Here is a 23,979-nt window from a genome sequence, read left to right as displayed (position 1 = left end):
CCGGCGAGTTGTCGGCCTGGGAAGGGCTTCGTGAGGGAATCTGTTGCAGGCAAGGAGCCCTTCCCAGCACGTCGGAGGAGAACTGGGGATGCAGCAGCGGAGCAGGAGGTCGTTCCTGTCGTTGGCGGGAACGGCGGCGGTGGGCGCGGTCGCGGCCGCGTGCGGGTCGAACACCGGGCGTCCGGGGGATCCGCCGCCGTCCACGGCGATGTCGGCGGGAGCCTCGACCCCGTCGCAGGCCCCGAAGGTCACGCTGCAGCAGTGGTACCACGCCTACGGCGAGGACGGCGTGCAGCAAGCCGTCAAGAACTACGCGGCCAGCTATCCGGGCGCGAAGGTCAACGTGGTGTGGAACCCCGGCGACTACGACTCGAAGATCGTCACCGCACTGCAGAACAGCCCGGTGCCGGACGTTTTCGAGGCGCAGGTGAAGATCGACTGGGTCCGGCAGAACCAGGTGGTGGCGCTCGACGACATCATCGGACCGGTCAAGAACGACTTCAGCCCCGCCGTGCTCGCCGCGCAGACCGTGGAGGGCAAGGTCTACGGCATTCCGCAGGCCACCGACACGCAGGTCCTCTTCTACCGCAAGAGCATGCTGCAGGCCGCAGGCGTGCAGCCGCCGCAGACCGTGGACGAGCTGATCGACACCGCGAGCAAGCTGTCGAAGGACGGCGTGAAGGGGTTCTTCGCGGGCAATGACGGCGGGGTCGGCACGCTCACCGGGCCGCTCATGTGGTCGGCTGGGCTCGACTACCTGAAGAACAACAACCGCGAGGTCGGCTTCGACGATCCGCGCGCGGCCGCCGCGTTCAGCAAGCTGCACACGTTGAACGCCAACGGTTCCCTGCTGCTCGGCGCGCCCGCCGACTGGTCGGATCCGGGCGCGTTCGTCGACGGGCTCTGCGCGATGCAGTGGACCGGGCTGTGGAACGTCCCGAAGATCCGCGACGCGCTCAACGACGACTTCGGCGTGCTGCCGTTCCCGAAGCTGGACGACAGCGGCAAGCCGTCGGTCCCGGTCGGCGCGTACGGCGCGATGGTCAACGCGAAGAGCGCGCACGTCAACGAGGCCAAGGCGTTCGTGAAGTGGCTGTGGATCGACCAGACCGACAGCCAGCTGGAGTTCGCCACCCGCTACGGCTTCCACGTGCCCGCCCGGCAGAGCCTCATCGACAAAGCGCAGACGCTGCAAAGCGGTCCGGCCGCGGACGTGGTGAAGTTCGTCAAGGAGAACAGCCACCTCATCGGCGGTCCGGTGTGGACGCAGACGTCGAACACCGCGTTGTCGGACGCGGTCGCGAAGATCGCCAAGGAGGGCGCGGACCCGGTGGCGCAGACGAAGGCCGCGGTCACCGTCGCGCAGGCCGAGCTGAAACGCCTGTTCGGATGAAGCTGTCCCGGAAAACCCGGGACACGCTGGCGTTCTGGGGGTTCGTGGGTCCGTTCCTGCTCGGCCTGGCGATCTTCGCCTACGTGCCGATCGGGTGGAGCCTGTACCTGTCGTTCTTCGACGCGCGCAACACGGTCACCCCCAGCGTCTTCGTCGGACTGGACAACTACGCGCACATGCTCTCCGACGGCCCGTTCGTCGCGAGCCTCGGCACGTTCAGCGTCTTCGCCCTGTTCATCGTCCCGCTGACGTTCGTGCTGTCGCTGGCCTTGGCGGTCGGCGTGAACCAGCTGCGGTTCGCGAAGGCGTTCTTCCGTTCGGTGTTCTTCCTGCCGTTCGCGTGTTCGTACGTGGTGGCGTCGCTGATCTGGAAGACGTCGCTGTTCTCCGGCGTCCGCTACGGTCTCGCGAACACCGTGCTCGGCGTCTTCGGCATCGACCCGGTGGCGTGGACCGGCACCGTGCACCCGCCGCTGTACTGGGTCGTGCTGGTGACCGCCCGGCTGTGGCTGCAGCTCGGCTTCTACATGATCCTTTTCCTCGCCGCGCTGCAGCGGATTCCGCAGCATCTGTACGAGGCGGCGTGGCTCGACGGCGCGAAGCCGGGATGGCAGGTTTTCCGGCACATCACGCTGCCGCAGCTGCGCGCGACGTCGGTGGCCGTGCTGCTGCTGAATCTGATCAACGCCTACCAGGCGTTCGACGAGTTCTACAACATCATGGGCGATTCCCGGGGTTATCCGCCGTTCGCGCGGCCGCCGCTGGTGTACCTCTACTACACCTCGCTCGGCTCCGGCGGCCAGGATCTGGGCCGCGGCAGCGCGGGCGCGATCATCCTGGCGCTGCTGATCGCCGTGGTCACCCTCCTCCAGGGCAAGCTCTTCCGGTTCGATCGGAGCGCGACATGATCCGCGCGGTGCTTCGCTGGACAGCGCTCACAGTGTCCGCGTTCCTCTTCCTGCTGCCGTTCTACCTGTTGCTGCGCAACGGTCTCGCGTCGCGCGCGGAGCTCACCGCGCCGGGCTGGACGCTGTGGCCGAAGGAGATCCACTGGGAGAACTTCACGAAGCTGTTCGACCAGCAGGACGTGCCGTTCGCGCGCAGCATCGTGAACTCGGTCGTCGTCGCGGTGCTGCAAACCGTGGGTTTGCTGGTGGTGTGCTCGCTCGCTGGCTACGGCCTGGCCCGGGTGCCGTACCGGTACTCGAAGCCGGTGTTCTACGCGGTGCTGGCGACGCTGATGATCCCGACGTCGGTGACGTTCGTGCCGAGTTTCGTCGTGGTCTCGACGCTCGGCTGGCTCTCGGATTTCCGCGGCCTGGTCATCCCTGGCCTGTTCAGCGCGTTCAGCGTTTTCCTGTTCCGGCAGTACTTCCTGGACTTCCCGAAGGAACTGGAAGACGCCGGCCGCGTCGACGGCCTGTCCCGCTGGGGCGTCTTCCGCAAGATCGTGGTGCCGAACTCGCGGGGCTTCTTCGCCGCGATCGCGGTGATCACCGTGATCGGCAGCTGGAACGCGTTCCTGTGGCCGCTGATCATCGCGCAGTCGCCGGACTCGTGGACGGTGCAGGTCGCCCTGTCCGGGCTGCTGACCGCGCAGAACCCGCAGCTGAACCTGCTGTTCCTGGCCGCGGTGCTGTCGATCGTGCCGATTGTCCTGCTCTTCGCGTTCCTCCAGCGATATCTGGTACGCGGGGTCACCGAATCCGGGTTGAAAGGCTGAAAACCGTCACATCGACCCGCGACCGCGCGTAACGTTTCGCCGTTAGCCGCCGACGACTCACCGTCGCGACAGTCGCAGCAGGAGTGCACCCATGACGGACCCGTATCAGCAGCAGCCTTACCCCGGCCAGGACCCGGCGCAGGGGCATCCCTCCGGACCGGTGCCCGCGCCGGGGTATCCGGCCACGCCTGGATACGGTCAGGCGCCGGTGCCCTACGGGGCGCCGATGTACGGGGCGCCGTACGCGGCTCCGTATCCCGGGGTCACGCCGTTGAAGACCAGCGGGCTCGCGATCGCCGGGATGGTGGTCGGGATTGTCGCGTTGATCTTCTTCTGGGTTCCGTTCTTCGACGTGGTCGCGGCGATTACGGCGATCGGGTTGTCGTGGGCCGGGATGGTGCAGGGCGGGAAGCCTGGGTGGACCGGGCAGGGGATGGGGATCGCCGGGCTGGTGTGCGGGATCTTGGCGGCTATTCCTGCGGTGATCTTTCTGGTTTGGTTCTTTGTGTCGTTGTCTGCGGTGGGGGCTACTTGCGCGTTTTACTGCTGAGGGGGTTCTTCGGCTCGTCGCCTGGCGGCGACATCGCTTGTGGTTGCGTGGGGCACCCCGAAGCTTGATTGTGATGACGGTCTGAGGGTGCTTGTCAAGGCGGGAAAGATGCCTTGACAAGCACCCTCAGACCGCATTTTGGCTTCGTATCGGGGTGCGGGGGTGGTGTGGGTGCAACGCTCGTTGGGTGCATCGGCGGCGGTTTCGTTCGGGGTGGGGCTTGCGCCCCAATGTGGCGTTGGGTGCATCTGACGCACCCAATGTGGCGTTCGGTGCGTGGGACGCAACCAATGCCGCATTGGGGCGCATCCGGGCGGCGGCGGGGCGAGCCGAGGGCCGTGAAGGGCCCCTTCGGGGAATCTAAGTCCCTCAAGGAGCCCCTCACGGACTGCCGGGCGTGGGTCGTGAGGGGAACCCTGGGGGAATCAGCGGCTGTGAGGGTGGCCCTCACGTACGACTGCCACCGTGATCTCGCCCTCCGTTCGGCGGTAGTGGCATGCCTCTCGGATGTGACAGAGTCTCCCGCATTGTCACGGCAAATGTGAGAGACCTTCGCGTTCTGCTTCGGCTTAGTTCACCGGCCCGTCATGGGCGTCCGGGAGCGTCGAGGGGCGGCGAGACGGGGAGTGAAAAACATGGCGGAACTGACCAGGCGGGCGTTCACCACCGCGGGGGCGGCTGGGGTGGGGTTGTTGCTGTGCACTCCCACGGCCAACGCGCTGGATCGGGCGTTGAGGCGGACCACGCAGCGGGCCGTGCGGACTGTGGGGACCACGCTTGACCAGGCTGCTTCCGGGGCGTCCACCGGGTACTCGCGGTTGTCCGCCGGGCCTGGGTGGCCGGTTGCGGTCCGGGCGGATCTCGTGGCGGGCAAGGCCGGGCGCGACGATCGGCGGACTGCGCTCGGGGCGTTCGTGCAGTTCACTGACCTGCATATCACCGACACCGAATCGCCTGCTCGGTTCGAGTATCTGCATCCGTTCATCGGGTCCGCGCATCGGCCGCAGGAAACGCTCGGGCCCGTCGCGACCAGTGCGCTCGTCAAGCGGGTCAACAGCCTTCGCGCGGGGCCGTTCACCGGGCGGCAGTTCGACTTCGTCATGACTACCGGCGACAACACCGACAACCACGAGCTGCTCGAGCTCGACTGGTTCCTCACCACGCTCAACGGTGGCGCGATCACGCCCAACTCCGGCGATCCGAACCGTTACGAGGGGGTTCAGGCGTCGGGCAATCCGGAGTTCTGGAATCCGGGCACGCGGCTCGCCGACGACTACACCAAGAAGGGCTTTCCCCAGGTCCCCGGGCTGCTCGAGGCCGGGATCGCACCGTTCACCGCGCCTGGGTTGAACTTGCCGTGGTACTGCACGTTCGGCAATCACGACGACAGCGTCGTCGGCACGTTGCCGGAGGGCATCCCGGGCATCGAGGGCTGGTACACCGGCAAATACAAGGTCATCGGCAAGGACGAGAGCAGCGCCCGCAAGCTCGGCACCGCCATCCAACAGGGCAAGAGTGTGCCGCTCGGCGAGTTGTTCGGCGGGGGCACCATTCGCGAGGTCACGCCGGATGCGCGGCGGCGTCCGTTCAGCACTTCGGAGTTCGTCAAGGCGCATCTGGCCGCGAAGAACACCGGGCCCGGGCCGGTCGGGCACGGCTTTACCGACGCCAACTCCGACGGGCGCAACGTCTACTACACCTTCCGGATCGCGCCTGGCGTCACCGGGATCAGCCTCGACACCACCACGCAGGGCGGGTTCGCCGACGGTTCGATCGGGCTCGCGCAGTTCAACTGGGTCGAGGCGACGCTGAAGCGCAACAGCTCGACGTACTACGACTTCTTCGGCCGCAAGGTCACCCACTCCGTCACCGACGAGCTGTTCGTCCTCTTCAGCCACCACACCAGCGGCACCATGGGCAACCTCCTGCCCGACGCGCGCCACCTGCTCGATCCGCGGCTGGGCGGCGACACGTTCGTCGCGATGCTGCAGCGCTTCCCGAACGTCGTGGCGTGGGTCAACGGGCACACCCACCTCAACAAGATCACCCCGCACGTCGGCAAAACCCCGGCGCAGAGCTTCTGGGAGATCAACACCGCCAGCCACATCGACTTCCCGCAGCACGCGCGGATCATCGAGCTGGCCGACAACCACGACGGCACGCTGTCGGTGTTCACCACGCTCATCGAGGCTGACGCGCCGTACGCCGTGGACTACTCCGCCCGCACCCCCGACGCGCTCGCCTCGATGTACCGCGAGTTCTCCTACAACGACATCCACGCGAACCTCAGCCACGTCGGCGAGGCGGGCGACCGCAACACCGAGTTGCTGCTGACTAACCCGCTCAGCTGATTACCTTCGAGGTAATCGACGCCACGCGCCCGGCTGCGGTTGACTGCTCGGCATGACCGACGTCGAAGGCACGCAGCTGTTCCACCAAACGATGCCGTTCAGCGAGCGGCTCGGCATCGAGGTGCTGGAGCACGGCCCGGACCTGGTCCGCAGCCGGCTCGCGTGGGACGAATCGCTGTGCACGCTCGGCGGCGTGCTGCACGGCGGGGCGCTGATGGCGCTGGCCGATTCGACCGGCGCGGTCTGCGCGTTCCTCAATCTTCCCGAGGGCGCGCAGGGCACGACGACGCTGGAGTCCAAGACGAACTTCCTGCGCGGCGTCCGTTCGGGGTACGCCACCGCGTCGTCCAGACCACTGCACGCCGGACGCCGCGTCGTGGTCGTCGAGACCGAAATCCGCGACGACGACGGCAAGCTCGCCGCGAAAATCACCCAGACGCAAGCAGTGTTGTAGCGGCGGCTCTTTACTTACCCGCTCCGGAAGGCGAAAATCTTTGGCTACCACTGGGGTCTGGGGACGGAGCCGGAATGCGGGTTCGCGGGTTGGTCACGTTACTGTCCATCGTCATGCTCACGGCTGGTGCGGCACAGGCCGCCGCGGAACCGCGGCACGCGCGTAACGACGAGGCCATCGACTACCACGAATGGTCGTCCGGCTCGTTCTTCGCGGGCAGGCTCGACGGGCTCGGCTTCGGCTACGGCGGCCTGCGGATCACGCATCCGGCCGGCAGCGTCGCGCACACCGAACCGGGGCTCGGCACCACGCGCACCTACGACTACGGCACCTGGACGTCGCCCAAGTACCGGCAGGGCTTCGACGCGACGCAGCTGATCGCGTCGTGGAACGCGCGCACCCCGGCCAAGACGTGGCTCGAGGTGCAGGCCCGCGGCCGGACTTCCGCCGGGGCCGAGACCACTTGGTACACGATGGGCCGCTGGGCCAGCGGGGACGCGGACATCCACCGCACCAGCGTCGACGGGCAGAGCGACGACAACGCCTCGGTCGACGTCGACACGCTCGCCACGAAGGCAGGCGTCACGCTGCGCTCGTACCAGCTGCGCGTGACGCTCTACCGCGAGCAGGGTTCGCCGACCACGCCGACCCTGTCCTCGCTCGGCGCGATGACCTCGAACGTTCCGGACCGGTTCGACGTACAGACCACCAAGCCCGGCCGGGCGCGCGGGATCGAGCTGAAGGTGCCGCCGTTCGCCCAGAACATCCACAAAGGACAGTTCCCGCAGTACGGCGGCGGCGGAGAAGCCTGGTGCAGCCCGACCTCGACCGAGATGGTCGCCGAGTACTGGGGCCGCAAGCCGACCGAGCAGCAGATGGACTGGATCCCGGCGGACTACCCGGACCGGTCGGTCGTCTACGCCGCGCGCGGCACCTACGACTACGCGTACGACGGCACCGGCAACTGGCCGTTCAACACCGCGTACGCCGCTTCGCTCGGACTGCGCGGGCACATCACGCGACTGCACGACCTCAACGAACTCGAGGACTACATCGCGCGCGGCATCCCGGTGATCACCTCGCAGTCGTTCCTGGCCAGCGAACTCGACGGCGCGGGCTACGGCACGGCCGGCCACCTGATGGTCGTCGTCGGCTTCACCCAGGCGGGCGACGTGATCGCGAACGACCCGGCGTCCAGCTCGGACGGCCGCGTGCGCACGGTGTACAAGCGGGACCAGTTCGAGAAGATCTGGCAGCGCACGAAGCGGCACACCGAAAGCGGCGCGGTGGCCGGCGGTCCGGGCGGGGTCGTTTACCTCATCACGCCCTGATTATTGGCTGGTTCGCCCGGCCGCCGCGGGGCTAAGGTGCCGTCCGTGACCGAGCCTCCGGACAGTCTGTCGGACCCCCGCGAGCTGCTGCTCGCTTACCTCGACTACTACCGCGACACGCTGCTGCGCAAGCTGGACGGCCTGTCCGACGACGAGTTGCGCACCAGCAGGCTGCCGTCGGGCTGGACCCCGCTCGAGCTGCTCAAGCACCTCGCGTTCGTGGAGCGCCGGTGGCTGCGCTGGGGATTCCTGGGCGAGCACATCGATCCGGTCTGGGGAGAGAACGACCCCGAGACCGGGAAGTGGTCGGTCGGCGCGGAGGAATCGGCGGACCAGATCCGGACGCTCTTCCTGGACGCGTGCGCGGACTCCCGGGCGATCGTGTCCGGTGCGCGGCTCCAGGACATCGCCCGCGGCGGCGGTCGCTTCGATTCGCCGGAGCGGCCCCCGGCGTTGAGTTGGATCCTCTTCCACGTGCTGCAGGAGTACGCACGGCATGTGGGGCAGTTGGATGTGGTCCGCGAGCTCGCCGACGGCGCGACTGGCGAGTAGTGGAACCGATCCGGGCTATGGCGATATGCGCATGATCCGTGATTAGCTGCGCTCGAGAACGCCGTCGCGGTGAAAGGTTGTGCGCATGCCGTACGAGGTCCAGGGAGTGGTGTCACGGGCCAAGGGTGAGCCGGTCACGCTCGAGACAGTGGTGGTGCCGGATCCCGGACCGGGCGAGGCGGTCGTCTCGGTGCAGGCGTGCGGGGTGTGCCACACCGACCTGCACTATCGCGAGGGCGGGATCAACGACGAGTTCCCCTTCCTGCTCGGGCACGAGGCCGCGGGGCGGGTCGACAAGGTCGGCGCGGGCGTCACCGATCTCGCGCCCGGCGACTACGTGATCCTCAACTGGCGTGCGGTCTGCGGCACCTGCCGGGCCTGCAAACGCGGCAAGCCCTGGTACTGCTTCTCGACTTTCAACGCCGAGCAGCCGATGACCCTCACCGACGGCACGAAGCTGTCCCCCGCGCTGGGCGTCGGCGCGTTCCTCGGGAAGACACTCGTCCACAGTGGACAGTGCACCAAGGTCGACGAGCGGGCCGAACCCGCCGTCGCCGGGTTGCTGGGCTGCGGCGTGATGGCCGGGCTCGGTGCGGCGATCAACACCGGCTCGGTCGGGCGCGGCGATTCGGTCGCGGTGATCGGGTGCGGCGGCGTCGGCGACGCGGCCATCGCGGGTGCGCAGCTGGCCGGGGCGACCACGATCGTCGCCATCGACACCGACGACCGGAAACTCCAGTGGGCCAAGGACTTCGGGGCCACGCACACGGTCAACAGCCGCGGCCTGAGCGAGGAGGACGTGGTCGCCGCGATGCAGGACGCGACGAACTCGTTCGGCCCGGACGTCGTGATCGACGCGGTCGGCCGCCCGGAGACCTGGCGGCAGGCGTTCTACGGCCGCGACCTCGCCGGCACCGTCGTGCTGGTCGGCGTGCCCACGCCGGACATGAAGCTCAACGACCTGCCGCTGATCGACTTCTTCTCGCGCGGCGGTTCGCTGAAGTCGTCGTGGTACGGCGACTGCCTGCCGTCGCGGGACTTCCCGATGCTGGTCGACCTGTACCTGCAGGGCAGGCTGCCGCTGGACAAGTTCGTCACGGAGCGGATCGGCGTCGACGGCGTGGAGCAGGCTTTCGAGCGAATGCACCACGGCGACGTGCTGCGCAGCGTGGTGGAGTTCTGATCCTTTTCGCCGACGCGGACTATCCGGCCGACCCGTACCCGGGAACCCGGCCGGATTGTTCGTTCGTGCACCTCGACGGCGCGGGCCACGCCTTGGACACCGCGCCGCCGGGGTGGCGTTCGCGCACGCCGGTGCTCGCGTACGGGTCGAACGCGTGCCCGTCGAAGATCACCTGGCTGCGCAGCCAGCTCGGCCTGACCGGGCCGGTCGTCGCGGCGCGCGTGCAGTGCACCGGGCTCGCCGCGGTGTGGGCCGCCGGGCTGCGGCAACGCGACGGCCAGCGCCCGGCAACGCTCACCGCGCTGCCGGGAGTTACGGAGGACCACTTCGTCTGGTTCGCGACGCCGGAACAGCTGGCGGTGCTGGACGTCTGCGAGGGCCGCGGCAATCGGTACGACCTGGCGATGCTGGACCACGCCGACATCCGGCTCGACGGCGTGCTGCTGTCCGGAGTGCACGCTTACGTCGGTGCCGCGCCAATCCGGTTTCCGTTGCTGGTCAACGGATCCCCGGTTCGCGTCGCCGACGTCGCCCAGGCGGACGCGGCCTCGCTTAGCGGCGAACCGGCGGCTGGACACGGTCTCGCCTGCACCGTCCTGCCGCCGGAGCGCACCTTTAGCTGACCCGCGGAATCGCGCGCACGGTGAGGAAGCCGAGCGGTTCCCGCGCCAGCCGGGCGTGCCGCTCCGGATCGACCAAGGCAGCCTCGTCGGACGGACGTCCCTCGCGCAGTTGCTCGATCAGGAACCCGGCCTCGCGCAACTCCTCGCAGGTGCGTTCCAGCGGAGCCAGCCAGTACCGCACCTTCCAGCCGCGGCTCCAGACCTCCTCGATCACCCGGACGTCGAAGTAGTTGCCGCCGTGCCGGAGCCAGTCGCCGGTCGGATGCTGCCTCGACAGCACCAGCGCGCCGCCCGGCCGCAGCACCCGGCGGAACTCGCGCAGGGCGCCGACCCGGTCGTCCACATACTCCAGCGCGAGGGCGAAGAGCACCTGGTCGACCGACGCGTCCGGCAGCCAGCTCAGCGGTTCGGCCAGGTCCTGGACGCGGAACTCGCCCGCCGGCACCCGCTCGCGGCTCAGCTCGACCATGCGCGGGCTGAGGTCGAAGCCGGTCACTCGTGCGCCGCGGGCGGTCAGTTCTTCGGCGTAGAGGCCGGGACCGCACGCGGCGTCGAGGACGTGCTGCCCGGCGACGTCGCCCAGTAATTCCAGGCAGGCCGGACGGTCGTAGTGCGCGTTGTAGAACCCGTTCTGCGCGTGGTCGAGGAATTCGTCGGCGAACACTTCGTATTGCGGAAAGGAACCCACTGCATCGCTCACCCGCGCCAGTCTGCCCGCGCGAGCGCGTTCAGCCGAGCAGTTTTCCGGGGTTCAGGATCCCGGTCGGGTCCACCGCGGACTTGGCCGCGCGCAGCACGTCCAGCCCGATCCGGCCGATCTCCGCCTCCAGGTACGGCGCGTGGTCGACCCCGACCGCGTGGTGGTGGCTGATCGTCCCGATGCCGGTGATCGCCTCGCACGCCGCCGCTTTCGCGCGCTGCCACTGTCCGACCGGATCGGTGTCGTCGCGCGAGGTCAGCACGGTGAAGTACAGCGACGCACCGGTTTCGTAAGCGTGCGAAACGTGGCACATCACGATCGACCGGCCCAGCGAGGCCACCAATGCCGCGCGCACCGCGTCGTGCAGTTCGTCCAAATTGGACCAATACGCCGCGGTCTCAAGGGTTTCCACGCACACGCCCAGATCCAGCAACGCGTCGCGCTGCCGAGGGCCGTTGAACCGGCCGTGCCGCCAGGATTCGCCGAGCACCTTGCCGATCCGCACGGCACCGCAACACTTCAGCATGGCTGACGTCCGGCGGCGGCGCCGAGCGACGTCGCCTTCCCAGCCGACGATCAGCAGGCACGGGTTCTTGATCCCGCGCGCCGCCAGGTACGTCTTGAGTGCCGTGGTCTTCAGCCCGGCGTTGAGCGAGAACGACACGTTCGTCTCGTCCACATCGGACAGCCGGGTGACGTCCGCCAGCGCGTGGTCCTGCGCGAGCTTCCGCACCGCCGCCGCTCCGGCCTCCCAGCCGTCGACGATCCAGCCCTCGTAATGCCGCTGCTCGGGCAACGGCCGGACCCGCAGCGCGACCTCGGTGATCACGCCGAGCGTGCCCTCGCTGCCGACCGCGAGCTGCCGCAGATCCGGTCCGGCCGCGGACGCCGGCGCGACGCCGAGCCGCCACTCGCCCTTCGGCGTGGCCAGCCGGACCCCGGCGACCATGTCCTCGAACCGGCCGTAACCGGACGACGCCTGCCCGGCCGACCGCGTGGCCGCGAAGCCGCCGATGGTCGCGCGCTCGAACGACTGCGGCACGTGGCCGAGCGTGTACCCGTGCGCCGCGAGCAGCCGCTCCGCCTCCGGGCCGCGCACGCCGGCCTGCAGCACCGCGATCCGCGACACCGGGTCCACCGACACCAGCTCGTCGAGCCGCACCAGGTCCAGCACCACCACCGCGGCCTTGTCGCCGCGCAGCGCCGCGACCCCGCCGACCACCGACGTGCCGCCGCCGAACGGGACCACCCCGATGTCGTGCCGCACGCAGACGTCCAGCACGGCCTGCACCTGGTCCGGGTCCGCGGGCAGCAGCACCGCGTCCGGCACCGGCACCTCGTCGCCTGCCCGCGCGTGCAGCAGGTCCAGATAGGACAGACCACCGGTGCGGCCGAGCCGCTCCTGAGGATCGACCAGCACGTGGTCCGCGCCGAGAAGTTCCTCGAACTCGGTACGGACGGGCACAGTCAGCGCGGAGTCCGCGACCGGCCTCGGAGCGCTGGTTTTCTCTCCTCGATCCGGGCCGACCTGGCCGATACGCTGGCCAAGCCACCGGACGGCGCGGTCGGGCAGACCGGCCGAGGCCGCGCCTTGTTCGGTCCACGAACGCCGGATGCGGTGGTTGATGAGATCGCTCACGACTACAGTGTGACACATGGACGTCAAACGTCACTCCCGCCCGGGAGCGGCCCCCTCCGCGCTCGCGGACGCCCGCAGCCGCCCGACCTCGGCTCGCGTCGCCGACGACGAGCTCCTCGACGCCGCGCGCCAGTGCGTGCTCGCGGTCGGCGTCCGGCGCACCACGCTGGCCGAAATCGCCCGAACCGCGCAGGTCAGCCGCATGACGGTGTACCGGCGGTTCCCCGATGTCCGCAGTGTCCTCGCCGCGCTGATGACGCGCGAGTTCAGCGGCCTGCTGCAACGGGTGACCGAGACCGGCGACCAGACCGCGCACGCGCGCGACCGCATCGTGCACCTGGCGGCGGCGAGCGTCGGCGCGCTGTCGGCCGATCCGCTGTTCCGGACGCTGCTGGACGTCGACGCCGAGCTGGTGCTGCCGTACATCGTCGAGCGGCTCGGTGCGACTCAGCACTTCGCCGAGCACGTGCTCCGAAGCCTGCTCGAAGAAGGGCACCGAGACGGCTCGGTGCGCGTCGCCGGGGTCGCCGCGCAGGCGCGATCGGTGCTGCTGGTCGTGCAGTCGTTCGCGTTCTCGCTGCGCCCGGCCACCGCCGACGTCGACGAGGCCGCGCTGCTCGCCGAATTCCGGCACCTGGTCGAATCGGGGTTGAAACCATGAGCACCGGATCCCTCAACGCGCGCCGCCGCGAGCGCGAACTGTCCCGGCTGGTCGACGGCGAACGCGTCGACATCCTGGTGGTCGGCGGCGGGGTCACCGGCGCGGGCATCGCGCTCGACGCGGCCGCGCGGGGGCTCTCCGTCGCGCTGGTGGAAGCGCACGACCTCGCGTTCGGCACGTCACGCTGGTCCAGCAAACTCGTGCACGGCGGATTGCGATACCTCGCGAAGGGCGAACTCGGGCTCGCCCACGAGAGCGCCGTGGAGCGCGGGATCCTCATGACGCGCACCGCGCCGCACCTCACGCGCGCGATGCCGCAGCTCTTTCCGCTCTACCCCGGCACTTCCGCTGCGCAGCAGGCATTGATCGCCGCCGGTCTCCGGGCAGGCGACGGGTTGCGGCGCGCCGCGCGTACCCCGTCGTCCGTGCTGCCCGGGCCGCGCCGGATCCCCGCTGCCGAGGCACTGGCCCTCTCCCCCGGCCTCGCCCCCGGCGGCCTTCGCGGCGCCCTGCTGGCGTACGACGGTGCTTTGGTTGACGACGCGCGCCTCGTGGTCAACATCGCCCGTACCGCGGCGTTGCTCGGTGCCCGGATTCTTCCGCGCTTGTCGGCGGTTTCCTTGTCTGGCAACGAGGCTCAGGTAAGTGACGGCACTTCGTCGTACACGCTGCGCGCGCGGCAGGTCATCAACGCTACCGGCGTCTGGGCGGACACCCTGACTGACTCTGTGCAGCTACGCCCGTCCCGCGGATCGCACCTGGTGCTCGCGCCGGACACCGTGCGGGTCGGAGCGACGTCGGTCAACATCCCGGTTCCCGGAGAGACCAACCGGTTCGTGTTCCTGCTGCCGCAGCTCGACGGACGGGTCTACTTAGGACTCACCGACGAGCCGGTATCCGGCGGAGTCCCGGACGTGCCGACGGTTCCCGAGTCCGATGTGGACTTCCTGCTGTCGACAGCGTCTTCGGTCCTGGACCGCCCGTTGACCGCTTCCGACGTGATCGGTTCCTACGCCGGATTGCGGCCGCTGGTCTCCGGTTCCGCCGGACGCAGCGCGGATCTCTCGCGGAAACACGCGGTAGTCACCGGTTCCGACGGCGTACTCACGGTGGTCGGCGGGAAGCTGACGACGTACCGACGCATGGCCGAGGACGCCGTCGATGCCGCCTTGACACATGCCGGATTGCCCGCTGGCCCGTCGCGGACCTCGAAGCTGCCGCTGCTCGGTGCCGCACCGCGCTCGCGACTGTCGCTTGTGGACGCTCCTGCGCGGCTGGTGGCCAAGTACGGCACCGAAGCACCCCGCGTGGCAGCGCTCGGCGAACTGGAGCCGGAATTCGCGGCCCCACTGTGCGCGTCGACGGAAATCACCGCGGCCGAGGTGGTGTGGGCTGTCCGCCACGAGGGCGCGACGACCGTCGAGGATGTCCTCGAACGCCGCACCCGCCTGGCCCTCGTCCCGGCCGACGCTGAAGCCGCTCGTGAGCGGGTGGCAGAACTGGTGGAGAAAACGCTGGCCGGACTGTCCTGACCCTCGCGGCGAGCGCAGCCCCAATGTGGCATTGGGTGCGTCAGATGCACCGAACGCCACATTGGGTGCGTCGCATGCACCCAATGCCACATTGGGGCCAGCAACCCGACCGGGTGGTTGTCGCGGTATTCACGCACGAGGGGACCGCTCGCGCGCGTTTTACTCGCGCATTTCTCAATGACCCCACAATCTGGACGGATGCGCAAAGGAAACTGGGAGCGGCACCCGGTGCTGCACGAAGCCGCGGGGAAGGTCGTCCGAACCGCCGAGCTTGAGGAGCTGGGCATGTCCAGGAGCAGCATTTATCGGCGCTGTCTCCCCGGCGGTCCCTGGCGACGGATCTTGCCTGGTGTCGTGCTGCTGCTCCCGTGCGAGCCGGATTCAGCACAGCAGATGGAAGCAGCGTTGTTGCGAGGCGGCCCTGGCTCGATGGTGACAGGCATGTGGGCGGCACGGATGCACGGACTCAGCCGGGTCCCCGAACCCGACCAGATTCACCTGCTGGTTCCGGACAGACGGGAAGTAAGCAGCGTGGGCTTCATGCTCGTGGAACGCACAACTCGACTTCCCCACCCCGTCGTCAGGAACGGGGTGCCGGTAGCGCCCGCGTACCGCGCGGTGCTGGACGCAGTCAGGCGAATCCGCGATTTCGATGCCGTCCGAGCGCTCTTGGCCGAGTCTGTCCAACGACGGCGTTGCACGTTAGAGCAACTGACTCGCGAGCTAAGCCGTGGAAGCCAGCGCGGGTCTGCGCTGCCACGCCGCGCACTGACCGCGCTTCTAGCAGGTACGCAGTCTGTCGCGGAGGCCGATGCTTGGGAAATCTGGAAAGCGACCGGCCTGCCCGAAGCCGAGTGGAACGTCGTAGTCACTACCGACGCGAGCGAGTTCGTCGCCAGACCCGATGCATGGTGGGACGACGTGGCATTCGCCTGGGAGATCGACTCACGAGCCTGGCACGAGAAATGGGACGACTACTCCGCCACCCTCGAGAGGAATGCGCGCTACGCAGCGTCGGGCATTGTCGTTCTCCAGACGCTTCCGATCAGGTTGCGCACCGAACCAGCCCAGGTAGCGGCAGAGCTCCGCGCCGCGCACGAAGCCGCGGCACGCCGCCCACGTCCATCCGTGATCCGCCATCACGCGGCCTGACCGGCAAGCGCCCCAATGTGGCATTGGGTGCGTCAGATGCACCGAACGCCACATTGGGTGCGTCGCATGCACCCAATGCCACATTGGGGCGGACAACTACCGGCAAGGCAGCTTGACGGGTCGTTGGGTTTTTGCAACAGTGCGGTCCATGAGCCCGGTGCGGCGTGGCAAGGTGCTGCCGATCCACAACCGGCTGGCGGGGTTGCGTGCGGAGCGCGGGATGAGCCGGGCGGAGCTCGCCGGGGCGGTCGAGGTCAATCCGCAGACGATCGGGGCGCTGGAGCGCGCGGACCATTACCCCAGTCTCGACCTGGCGTTGCGCATCTGCGCGGTGTTCGACCTGCCGGTGGAGGCCGTGTTCAGCCGTGCGCCGCTGGAGGGGAACGCGTGACGCTGGAGATCGACCGGATCAGCAAGCGGTTCGGCACGAAAACCGCGCTCGACGGCGTCAGTTTCACCGCGGCGCCCGGCGAGTTGTTCGGGTTCGTCGGCAGCAACGGGGCGGGCAAGACCACCACGATGCGGATCGCGCTCGGCGTGCTGGCCGCCGACTCCGGCGAGGTGCGGTTCGCCGGGCAGCCGGTCACGCACGACACCCGCGCGCAGATCGGGTACATGCCCGAAGAGCGCGGTCTGTACCCGAAAATGAAGGTCATCGACCAGCTCGTCTACCTCGCCGAACTGCACGGCCTCAGCACCAACGACGCACACCGCGCCGCCGAGTTGTGGATCGCGCGGCTTGGGCTCGGGCCGCGGCGCAAGGACGACATCCAGAAACTCAGCCTCGGCAATCAGCAACGCGTGCAGCTCGCCGCCGCGCTGGTGCACGACCCGGCGCTGCTCGTGCTCGACGAGCCGTTTTCCGGTCTCGACCCGCTCGCCGTCGACGTGCTGAGCGGCGTGTTGCGAGAGAAGGCGGCGACGGGCGTGCCGGTCGTGTTTTCCAGTCATCAGCTCGACCTCGTGGAGCGGCTGTGCGACCGGGTCGGCATCATCCGCGACGGCCGGATGGTCGCGGTCGGCACCGTGGACGAGCTGACCCGCGACGCCGCGCGCCGGTTGGTGGTCACCGCGCCCAGCGCCAATCCTGGTTGGGCGACAACGGTTCCCGGTGCCCGCGTCGTCGAGAACCGCGGCAGTACGACGGTGCTGGAGCTGTCGCCGAGTGCCGACGACCAGGCCGTGCTCGCCGCCGCGCTGGCTACCGGCCCGGTGACGGAATTCAGCCACCGCCGCCGTACGCTGGCCGAGCTGTTCCGCGATTCCGTCGCCACGCCGGGAGCACCTCGGTGAACCGGATCCGTCCCACCCGCGCGGTGCGGCTGGTGGCCAAACGGGAACTCAACGCGCGGCTGCGCACCCGGTCCTTTGTGGTCAGTACCGCGGTGATGCTGTTGCTGCTGCTCGGTTACGTGACGCTGCAGGTGTTCCTCGCCCACGACCGGTCGACCACGAAAGTCGCGCTCGCCGGGCAAGCGCAGGGCATCGCCACGCAACTGGAGAACAACGACCGGAACCTCAAGATCGTCCTCGTGCAGTCCGAATCGGACGGACTCACCCAGGTCCGCGACGGCGACGTCGACGCGCTCGTGTCCGGCAGCGCCTCCCGGCCGCGCGTGATCGTCAAGTCCACTTTGGACCCGAAGCTGCGGACGACGCTGGACGCCATCGCACAACAACAGGTCCTCGACGCTCAGCTGTACTCGGCGAACCTCGACCCCGCGGCCGTGCACCAGGCAGTGTCCGCCACCCACGCCGACGTCCAGGCTCTCGAACCGGCGGATCCGCAAGCCGAGACGAAACTCGTGACCGGGATCGTGGTCGCGATTCTGTTGTACGTCAGCATCATGACGTATGGCATGTTCGTCGCGCAGGGCGTGGTCGAGGAGAAATCCAGCCGCGTGGTGGAGATCCTGCTGGCGACGGTCCGGCCGGCGCATTTGCTGCTGGGCAAGGTCATCGGGCTCGGCTTGGTCGGGTTGACCCAGCTCGCGATCCTCGCCGCGGCGGGTTTGGTGGCCGGTGGCGTTTCGGGAGTGTTCTCGATTTCGAGCGTCGCGTTGGGGACGCTGGGCTGGGGCCTCGTCTGGTACCTGCTCGGCTTCCTCCTCTACGCCATGCTGTACGGCGCGGCTGGTGCTCTCGTGTCCCGCCAGGAGGACACGCAGGCCGTCGTCGGGCCGGTGAATATCGCGCTGGTCATCGGCTTTGTCGCGGGGATCAACCTGCTGACGCAAGCACCGCAAGGGGCGGCGACGCGGATCGTGTCGCTGATCCCGTTGCTGTCGCCGGTTCTGATGCCTGCCCGGATCGCACTCGGCACGGTCGAGGCTTGGGAAATCGCGCTGTCGCTGGCGCTGACGGTCGCGCTGATCGCGGTGGTCACCTGGGCGGGGGCGCGGGTCTACCGGAATGGGGTACTGCGCGTCGGCAGCCGGGTGCGGCTGGTTGACGCGTTGCGCCGTTAGGACCTGTGGAGAGTCCCGCGGCCAAGGAGGCCCGGATGAGTTCGATCCGGCGGACGTGCTCAGTCAGACACTGCCAGTACGCACACGACTGGCGGATCCAAGTCGAGCATTTCGGTGCGGAGCCGGGAAAAGCCAGCCTCCGCGAGTACCCCGGTCAACTCCTCGACCACCGCAGCCGAGGTGACACCAGGCTGCCGTGGTTGAGATACCAGTGCAATGCGCCCGCCAGGACGCAACAACCGGGCCAGTTCTCGCAGCCGGGCAACCGGCTCCGGCCACATGCCCAGCGTGTTGACGGCCAACGCGGCGTCGAACGACCCCTCGCCGAACGCCAGATTCTCGACCGACGCACACACCAAACGCACCCGTCCGGCCCGGACCGCCGACCGGTTTCGGTGCCGTGCTTGCCGAATCATCACCGACGAGTGGTCGACGCCGACCACCAGCGCCGCCCGGTCCGCCAGTGCGGCAACGGCCACGCCCGGACCGCAGCCGAGTTCGAGAACCCGTTCGGACGGCTGGATGTCGAGCAACCGCACCGCCCACCGATTACGCGTCACATTCGACGACCGCCGCCCCATGATCAATCCGGCGACGTGTCCCGGAATCCCGGTCGGCCGGTGGAACTGCGCGATCCCGCCACGCGGGCCCCACCAGCGCAGAGCGCGCTCCAAAACGTTCATGGGGCGAGCGAACCACTTCGAGTACGCTTGAAGTCAAATGACTGCGACCCTGTCCATCGGCGAACTGGCCGAGCGCACCGGCGTACCGACGAGCGCGCTGCGTTACTACGACGAACTCGGTCTCGTACGCCCAGCGGAACGGGAAGCGGGCCGGCGGCGTTACGCCGAGTCCGCGGTCAAGGACGTCGGTGTGCTGCTGTTCTTCCAGGAAATCGGCTTCACGCTGTCCGAAATCGGCCGTTTCCTCACCGGAGAACAGCCGAGCCGCCAGGAAATGATCGACGGCAAACTCGCCGAACTGGCCGAGCAGCAACGCCGCATCGAGGTCGCCCGCGCCGCGCTCGAACACGGGCGGCACTGTCCGGCCAGCGATCCGCTGAAGTGCCCGCGGTTCTGGACGATCATCGAGGAACGGCAACGCGGCCTGTCGCTGGCGGAAAGCCACGAACGGGCACACGACACTAAGACCCCGTAATCGCCCCATACCGCTGCAACGCGACCTGCCGCTCCTCCGCGTGGTCCACGATCGGATCCGGATACCCCTCCGGCCGCTTCTTCAGCACGTGCACCGCTTTCCCTTCCACGCCACGCAATTCCGGCACATACCGGCGCACGTAATCGCCCTGCGGGTCGAATTTCTGGCCCTGCGTGGTCGGATTGAAGATCCGGAAGTACGGCGCGGCGTCCGTCCCGGAACCGGCGACCCATTGCCAGTTCAGCTGATTCGACGCCAGATCGCCGTCCACCAGATGTTTCATGAAGTGCCGCGCACCCCACCACCACGGCAGATGCAGGTCCTTCACCAGGAAACTCGCCACGATCATCCGGACCCGGTTGTGCATCCAGCCCTCGGCCAGCAGCTGTCGCATTCCGGCGTCGACGATCGGGTAGCCGGTCCGGCCTTCGCACCACAGCGCGAACATCTCCCGCGCGGTTTTCCCGGTGTCGTAACGCATTCCGTCGAACCGCCGGTCGTAGTTCTGCCGCGCGGTTTCCGGTCGGTTCCACAGGACGTCGGCGTGGAACTCGCGCCAGCACAGTTCGGACCGCAACGCCTGCGCGCCCTCGGAGCGTTTCCCGGCCAGGTCGGCCAGCATCGTCCGCGGATGGATCGCACCCCAGCGCAGGTAGGGCGAAAGCCTGGTGGTGCCAGCATGATCCGGACGATCGCGTTCGGTCGCGTAATCCGCGAGACCGTCGGAAAGGAACTCCTGCCACACCGCCAACGCGGCGTCCTCCCCCGCTGGCGGAAGCTCGCACTCCACCTCCGGAGTTTCCGGCAACGGATCCGAAGAAGAAGGCTTGACCCAGTCCACAATAGACACATCGGTGTCCGCCGGACGGGGCCAGCCGTGCTGCGCCCAAGCCCGGTAGAACGGAGTGAACACCCGATACGGGGTACCGTCCGGCTTCGTGACCCGCCCCGGCGTCACGGCATACGGAGACCCGGTCGGCACCCACTGAATTCGATGCTCTGCCAAGGCTTCGGCCACGGCATCGTCACGCTCGCGTCCGTATGGTGCGGTATCCGCGGAGACGTGCACCGCTGCCGCCCGGATCTCCTGTGCCGCGGCCACGACCTCCCGCACCGGATCGCCGTAGCGCACCATCAGCCGACCGGACAACGCTTTGTCCAGCTCCCGCAAGGAATTCAGCAGGAACGCGACCCGCGGCGAGCCGGCCGGCTTGAGGAGCCGGTCGTCCAGCACGTACAGCGCCAGAATGTGCTTGCTGTGCTTGGCCGCCTCGAACAGCGCGGCGTGGTCCCGCACCCGGAGATCCCGGCGGAACCACAGCACGACCGGCGCTTCCATCGTCATGCCGCACAACGATAAACGCCCCGCCGCGCAACAGCACGGCGGGGCGTTTCACCAAGCAGTGGCTCAGCGCTCCGACATCGGGGTGTAGTCCCGGGAGGCGTAGCCGGTGTAGATCTGGCGCGGGCGGCCGATCTTCGTCTGCGGGTCGTTGATCATCTCGCGCCAGTGCGCGATCCAGCCGGGGAGCCGGCCGAGCGCGAACAGCACGGTGAAGAACTTCGTCGGGAACCCGAGCGCGCGGTAGATCAGACCGGTGTAGAAGTCCACGTTCGGGTACAGCTTGCGCTCGACGAAGTAGTCGTCGGAAAGGGCGGTTTCCTCGAGCTTCTTGGCGATGTCGAGCAGCTGGTCGCCGCCCTTGAGCTTGCCGAGGATCTCGTCCGCGGTGTTCTTGATGATCTTCGCGCGCGGGTCGTAGTTCTTGTAGACCCGGTGCCCGAAGCCCATGAGCTTGACACCTTTTTCCTTGTTCTTCACGCGGTTGACGAACGTCGCGACATCGCCGCCGTCGTCGCGGATGCCCTCGAGCATCTCCAGCACCGCCGCGTTCGCGCCGCCGTGCAGCGGGCCGAACAGCGCGTTGATGCCCGCCGAGATGCTGGCGAACAGGTTCGCCTCGGACGAGCCGACGAGCCGCACCGTGGAGGTGGAGCAGTTCTGCTCGTGGTCGGCGTGCAGGATGAACAGCAGGTCGAGCGCCTTCGCGACGTCCGGGTCGACCTCGTACGGCTCGGCCGGGAAGCCGAACGTCATCCGCAGGAAGTTCTCGACCAGGCCCAGCGAGTTGTCCGGGTACAGCAGCGGCTGGCCGACGGACTTCTTGTACGCGTACGCCGCGAGCGTCGGCACCTTCGCCAGCAGGCGGATGGTGGACAGCTCGACGTTGGGCTCGTCGAACGGGTTCAGCGAGTCCTGGTAGAAGGTCGACAGCGCGGAGACGGCGCTGGACAGCACCGGCATCGGGTGCGCGTCGCGCGGGAAGCCGGAGAAGAACGCCTTGAGGTCCTCGTGCAGCAGGGTGTGCCGCTGGATCCGCTCGGTGAAGTCGGCCAGCTGGGCCTCGGTCGGCAGCTCGCCGTAGATGAGCAGGTAGGACACCTCGATGAAGGTGGACTTCTCCGCCAGCTGCTCGATCGGGTAGCCGCGGTAGCGCAGGATGCCCGCATCACCGTCGATGTAGGTGATGGCCGACGACGCGGCGCCGGTGTTGACGAACCCGGGGTCGTAGGTGATGTACCCCGTCTGCGCCAGCAGCTTTCCCAGCTCGATCCCCGGCGCGCCCTCGACCGGGTTGACGACCTTGAACTCGTGCTCGCCACTCGGCAGGCGCAGCGTCGCGGTTTCGCCGCCGGACTGCCCCGCATTCGTCGCGTCGGACATGCAGGTCCCTCTCACGTTGGGCACGGGACGGCGGCGCCTGCAAGGTTCCGCAGTAGCCACGTGTTCACGCGAGGAAACACGCGCCTCGCTGCACACCGCCCCGCTGGGTATGAATTCACCACTACGCTAGTCGAAGGGTGGGTCAGTCCGCACTCGCTGCGTTGCCCCAAAAGGCCCCATTGGGACCAGGTTCACACGGTGGCCGCCATATCCGCGGCGGTCGGCGGCTCCGCTCCGCTGCGGGAGACCGTGATCGACGCCGCTTTCGCCGCATAAGCAAGCGCTTCGGTCCACGCGCCGGCGTCGAGTGCGGCCAGGTCGCGCACGGTGCGCTCGTGCAGCCAGGCGAGCAACGCGCCCTGCACAGTGTCGCCGGCGCCGATCGTGTCCGCGACCTCGACCTTGCGGGACGGAACGTGTGCCAGCTCACCAGCCGAAGTGATCACAGACAAGCCGTCCGCGCCCCGGGTGAGCACGACGGCGTCCACACCGGACTCCACCCACGTTTTCGCGGCGGCCACCGGGTCGGCCCCCTCGGCGAGCCACGCGGCGTCGTCGTCAGAGATTTTCAACAGCCGCACGTCGGGCAGCCACGAGGCGAAACGCGCGCGATAGGCCGCCGGGTCGGCGATGAGCGCCTCCCGGATGTTCGGGTCGAGCACAGTCAGGGTCCCACGCGCGGATTCGCGGCGCAGAATCTGCTCGTACGCACTCGCGCCGGGTTCGAGCACCATGCCGAGCGTTCCGAGCGACAGCGCGGTGGTTTCTTCCGGCAGCGCACCGGGATCGGAAACCAGCCGATCGGCGGTTCCCTCGACGTAGAAGGTGTATTGCGCGGCGCCGCGTTCGTCGAGCGCGACGACGGCGAGCGTCGTCGGCTCGTTGCCGCGCTGCAGCAAGGAAGTGTCGACGTTCGAAGCGGAAAGGCGCTCCGCCAACGCGACGCCGAACCGGTCGGTGGAAATCCGGGACAGGAACGACGTGGGAACGCCGAGCCGGGCCGCGGCGAGCGCGACGTTGTATGGACCACCGCCGAGCCGGGGCAGCAGCGCGCGCAGCCCACCGTCCACAGTGGAATCCAACGGTTCGCCAGGAACGAGGTCGACCAGCGCCTCTCCACCCACCACGATCACAAGCGGCGAGTGTAGAGGAACGGGCGCTGACAATTCCTGTCCCGATGCGGACAAATCAGTTCTTGTCGAGCCCGCCGAGCAGAAGTTCGCCGAGCGCGGTGAAAGCCTCCGCGTCGGACACGTCGGTGCGCCTGCCGAGCACGCCGGTCTGAATGCCCTCGATGATCAGTCCGGTCATTTCGGCCACGAGCCGCGCGTGCACGTCGCGGAACACTCCGTCGGCGACGCCCTTGTCGATGAACGCGCGGATCCGGCGCGCGGCGGCGCGGCTGTTGAGCTGATAGGTGTCACGGGCGGGCGCGAAGGCGGCGATGTCGGCCATGAACTCCGGCGACGCCCGGTTCAGGTGCTCGGAGACGCCGGAGAGGTACTCGCCGATCAGCTCGCGCGCGTCGTCGATGCCCGCGATCCGCTTTTCCAGGCGTTCGGCGGCGTCGCGGAAGAAGTGCGCGACGACCTTGACCGCGAGCTGCTCCTTGCTCGGCGCGAGCGCGTACAGCGTCGATTTCGAGCAGCGGAGCCGGGCGGCCAGGTCGTCGAGCGTGAAGCCGGCGAAGCCCTCCGCCAGGAACAACGCCTCGAGCTCGCGCAGCAGCGCCTGCTGCCGCGCGGTGGGCCGGCGACGGGCTTCAGGGGTGGACATCACGTCAC

24 protein-coding genes are annotated in these 23,979 nt (G+C 68.4%); 17 read left to right on the top strand and 7 right to left on the bottom strand.

Annotated elements, in window-relative coordinates; genetic code table 11:
• Window positions 1-88: 88 nt before the first annotated feature.
• The 10 genes from PUT80_RS00260 (at window position 89) to PUT80_RS00215 (ending at window position 10,160) form a co-directional block, all read left to right on the top strand.
• Window positions 89-1,393 (top strand): sugar ABC transporter substrate-binding protein, encoded by a 1,305-nt coding sequence (locus PUT80_RS00260; RefSeq protein ID WP_275290674.1) that lies wholly within the window; start codon window positions 89-91, stop codon window positions 1,391-1,393.
• Window positions 1,390-2,301, top strand: a complete 912-nt coding sequence (locus PUT80_RS00255; protein ID WP_037810979.1) for a sugar ABC transporter permease — start codon at window positions 1,390-1,392, stop codon at window positions 2,299-2,301. The genes PUT80_RS00260 and PUT80_RS00255 overlap by 4 nt, the downstream gene beginning before the upstream one ends.
• Window positions 2,298-3,116 (top strand): carbohydrate ABC transporter permease, encoded by an 819-nt coding sequence (locus tag PUT80_RS00250; protein WP_275290673.1) that lies wholly within the window; start codon window positions 2,298-2,300, stop codon window positions 3,114-3,116. Before PUT80_RS00255 ends, PUT80_RS00250 begins: the two co-directional genes overlap by 4 nt.
• Window positions 3,117-3,207: 91 nt before the next feature.
• Window positions 3,208-3,666: a DUF4190 domain-containing protein gene (locus tag PUT80_RS00245; protein ID WP_037810976.1), complete on the top strand. Its 459-nt coding sequence runs from the start codon at window positions 3,208-3,210 to the stop codon at window positions 3,664-3,666.
• 635 nt (window positions 3,667-4,301) lie between these two features.
• Complete coding sequence (locus PUT80_RS00240; RefSeq protein ID WP_275290672.1) at window positions 4,302-6,017, top strand: TIGR03767 family metallophosphoesterase; 1,716 nt, start codon at window positions 4,302-4,304, stop codon at window positions 6,015-6,017.
• Window positions 6,018-6,069: 52 nt separating this feature from the next.
• Window positions 6,070-6,471: a PaaI family thioesterase gene (locus tag PUT80_RS00235; protein ID WP_037810973.1), complete on the top strand. Its 402-nt coding sequence runs from the start codon at window positions 6,070-6,072 to the stop codon at window positions 6,469-6,471.
• A 74-nt stretch (window positions 6,472-6,545) separates the two neighbouring features.
• Window positions 6,546-7,802, top strand: coding sequence for a peptidase C39 family protein (locus PUT80_RS00230; protein WP_275290671.1), 1,257 nt, complete (start codon window positions 6,546-6,548; stop codon window positions 7,800-7,802).
• Between the two features lie 45 nt (window positions 7,803-7,847).
• Window positions 7,848-8,354 (top strand): DinB family protein, encoded by a 507-nt coding sequence (locus tag PUT80_RS00225; RefSeq protein WP_275290670.1) that lies wholly within the window; start codon window positions 7,848-7,850, stop codon window positions 8,352-8,354.
• 85 nt (window positions 8,355-8,439) lie between these two features.
• Window positions 8,440-9,537: an S-(hydroxymethyl)mycothiol dehydrogenase gene (locus PUT80_RS00220; RefSeq protein WP_037810970.1), complete on the top strand. Its 1,098-nt coding sequence runs from the start codon at window positions 8,440-8,442 to the stop codon at window positions 9,535-9,537.
• Between the two features lie 65 nt (window positions 9,538-9,602).
• A complete protein-coding gene (locus PUT80_RS00215) occupies window positions 9,603-10,160 on the top strand; it encodes a gamma-glutamylcyclotransferase (protein ID WP_275290669.1) in 558 nt (185 codons plus the stop codon).
• Here the strand turns inward: PUT80_RS00215 and PUT80_RS00210 are convergent.
• A complete protein-coding gene (locus PUT80_RS00210) occupies window positions 10,153-10,860 on the bottom strand; it encodes a class I SAM-dependent methyltransferase (protein ID WP_134665328.1) in 708 nt (235 codons plus the stop codon). The genes PUT80_RS00215 and PUT80_RS00210 overlap by 8 nt on opposite strands.
• A gap of 28 nt (window positions 10,861-10,888) precedes the next feature.
• A complete protein-coding gene (locus PUT80_RS00205; RefSeq protein ID WP_275290668.1) occupies window positions 10,889-12,499 on the bottom strand; it encodes an FAD-binding oxidoreductase in 1,611 nt (536 codons plus the stop codon).
• A 16-nt stretch (window positions 12,500-12,515) separates the two neighbouring features.
• Between PUT80_RS00205 and PUT80_RS00200 the strand changes: the two genes are divergently transcribed.
• The 6 genes from PUT80_RS00200 to PUT80_RS00175 all read left to right on the top strand — a co-directional run bounded on the left by PUT80_RS00200 (window position 12,516) and on the right by PUT80_RS00175 (window position 18,312).
• Window positions 12,516-13,160 carry a TetR/AcrR family transcriptional regulator gene (locus PUT80_RS00200; RefSeq protein ID WP_037810967.1) on the top strand — a complete coding sequence of 215 codons (645 nt, stop codon included), beginning with the start codon at window positions 12,516-12,518 and terminating at the stop codon, window positions 13,158-13,160.
• Window positions 13,157-14,692, top strand: a complete 1,536-nt coding sequence (locus tag PUT80_RS00195) for a glycerol-3-phosphate dehydrogenase/oxidase (protein WP_275290667.1) — start codon at window positions 13,157-13,159, stop codon at window positions 14,690-14,692. The genes PUT80_RS00200 and PUT80_RS00195 overlap by 4 nt, the downstream gene beginning before the upstream one ends.
• 198 nt (window positions 14,693-14,890) lie before the next feature.
• The gene (locus PUT80_RS00190; RefSeq protein WP_275290666.1) at window positions 14,891-15,844 is read left to right on the top strand and encodes a hypothetical protein; all 954 of its coding nucleotides are present in this window, start codon (window positions 14,891-14,893) and stop codon (window positions 15,842-15,844) included.
• 148 nt (window positions 15,845-15,992) lie between these two features.
• Complete coding sequence (locus PUT80_RS00185; protein ID WP_275290665.1) at window positions 15,993-16,235, top strand: helix-turn-helix transcriptional regulator; 243 nt, start codon at window positions 15,993-15,995, stop codon at window positions 16,233-16,235.
• 2 nt (window positions 16,236-16,237) lie between these two features.
• On the top strand, window positions 16,238-17,137 hold the full coding sequence (locus tag PUT80_RS00180; protein WP_343076867.1) for an ATP-binding cassette domain-containing protein: 900 nt from the start codon (window positions 16,238-16,240) through the stop codon (window positions 17,135-17,137).
• Entirely contained in the window at window positions 17,134-18,312 is a 1,179-nt protein-coding gene (locus tag PUT80_RS00175) for an ABC transporter permease (protein WP_275290663.1), read from the top strand. Before PUT80_RS00180 ends, PUT80_RS00175 begins: the two co-directional genes overlap by 4 nt.
• A gap of 59 nt (window positions 18,313-18,371) precedes the next feature.
• Here PUT80_RS00175 and PUT80_RS00170 read toward each other — a convergent pair whose 3' ends face one another.
• Window positions 18,372-18,995 carry a class I SAM-dependent methyltransferase gene (locus tag PUT80_RS00170; protein WP_275290662.1) on the bottom strand — a complete coding sequence of 208 codons (624 nt, stop codon included), beginning with the start codon at window positions 18,993-18,995 and terminating at the stop codon, window positions 18,372-18,374.
• 37 nt (window positions 18,996-19,032) lie between these two features.
• On the opposite strand from PUT80_RS00170, the gene PUT80_RS00165 reads away from it, so the two are divergent.
• A complete protein-coding gene (locus tag PUT80_RS00165) occupies window positions 19,033-19,470 on the top strand; it encodes a MerR family transcriptional regulator (RefSeq protein WP_037819884.1) in 438 nt (145 codons plus the stop codon).
• Here the strand turns inward: PUT80_RS00165 and PUT80_RS00160 are convergent.
• The 4 genes from PUT80_RS00160 to PUT80_RS00145 all read right to left on the bottom strand — a co-directional run bounded on the left by PUT80_RS00160 (window position 19,457) and on the right by PUT80_RS00145 (window position 23,971).
• A complete protein-coding gene (locus PUT80_RS00160) occupies window positions 19,457-20,815 on the bottom strand; it encodes a deoxyribodipyrimidine photo-lyase (protein ID WP_275290661.1) in 1,359 nt (452 codons plus the stop codon). The two genes, PUT80_RS00165 and PUT80_RS00160, sit on opposite strands and share 14 nt — an antisense overlap.
• 63 nt (window positions 20,816-20,878) lie before the next feature.
• Window positions 20,879-22,195 carry a citrate synthase gene (locus tag PUT80_RS00155; protein ID WP_009083788.1) on the bottom strand — a complete coding sequence of 439 codons (1,317 nt, stop codon included), beginning with the start codon at window positions 22,193-22,195 and terminating at the stop codon, window positions 20,879-20,881.
• 191 nt (window positions 22,196-22,386) lie between these two features.
• Window positions 22,387-23,328 (bottom strand): carbohydrate kinase, encoded by a 942-nt coding sequence (locus tag PUT80_RS00150; protein ID WP_275290660.1) that lies wholly within the window; start codon window positions 23,326-23,328, stop codon window positions 22,387-22,389.
• 55 nt (window positions 23,329-23,383) lie between these two features.
• Window positions 23,384-23,971: a TetR/AcrR family transcriptional regulator gene (locus tag PUT80_RS00145; protein WP_037369544.1), complete on the bottom strand. Its 588-nt coding sequence runs from the start codon at window positions 23,969-23,971 to the stop codon at window positions 23,384-23,386.
• Window positions 23,972-23,979: the final 8 nt, after the last annotated feature.

Source organism: Amycolatopsis sp. La24, assembly GCF_029087445.1.
GTDB lineage: Bacteria > Actinomycetota > Actinomycetes > Mycobacteriales > Pseudonocardiaceae > Amycolatopsis > Amycolatopsis nivea.
The sequence above is the reverse complement of the archived record's forward strand: the minus strand, read 5'-3'. Positions and strand labels throughout refer to the sequence as shown.